The sequence below is a fragment of the Micromonospora yasonensis genome, assembly GCF_026013475.1.
GTDB classification, from domain to species: Bacteria; Actinomycetota; Actinomycetes; order Mycobacteriales; family Micromonosporaceae; genus Micromonospora; species Micromonospora yasonensis.
This window is the reverse complement of sequence record NZ_JAPDPH010000488.1, coordinates 1-427: the sequence shown is the minus strand read 5'-3', so window position 1 is coordinate 427 and position 427 is coordinate 1. Positions and strand designations below refer to the sequence as shown.

Annotated in this window: 1 protein-coding gene; it reads right to left on the bottom strand. The window is 62.3% G+C overall.

The genetic code is table 11. The features are described from left to right. The coding region (locus tag ONA70_RS36485) for a hypothetical protein (protein ID WP_265011023.1) at positions 1-409 on the bottom strand (409 nt) is incomplete at its 3' end. Between the last annotated feature and the right edge of the window lie 18 nt (positions 410-427).

Sequence of the window (427 nt, the reverse complement as noted above, 5' to 3'; positions counted from 1 at the left end):
CCCAACCAGTGCAGGGATTAGGGCTGTCCTCCAGTTTCTTCACCTCCCACCTCTCTTTGCCCGACGGGTCGTCGCAGTCCATCACCTGCAGTTGGCCCCACGCGCCCAGGAAGCGGTCGTCGCTTCCGGTCAGTCCGTACACGTAGTGTCTTCGGTCGACGTAGTCCCGCCACGGCAGCTCGTTGCCGAGGTCCAGGGTCATGTCGAAGTACTCGAGCACGCCGAGGTGCTGGGCCTGGACGATGTTCGACTCCGGATCCCGCGCCTCCGACTTCCATGGGAACCGATCGATGCTGAATCCGTGAGATTCCTCCTGGGAGAGCTGGAATACCCGCCACTTCACGCGGTCGCCTTCGTGTGCTTTGAAAACCGGCGTGAACGGATTGCCATGGACACTGCTGTCGTACACCCGGGACGGGTCCGCGTT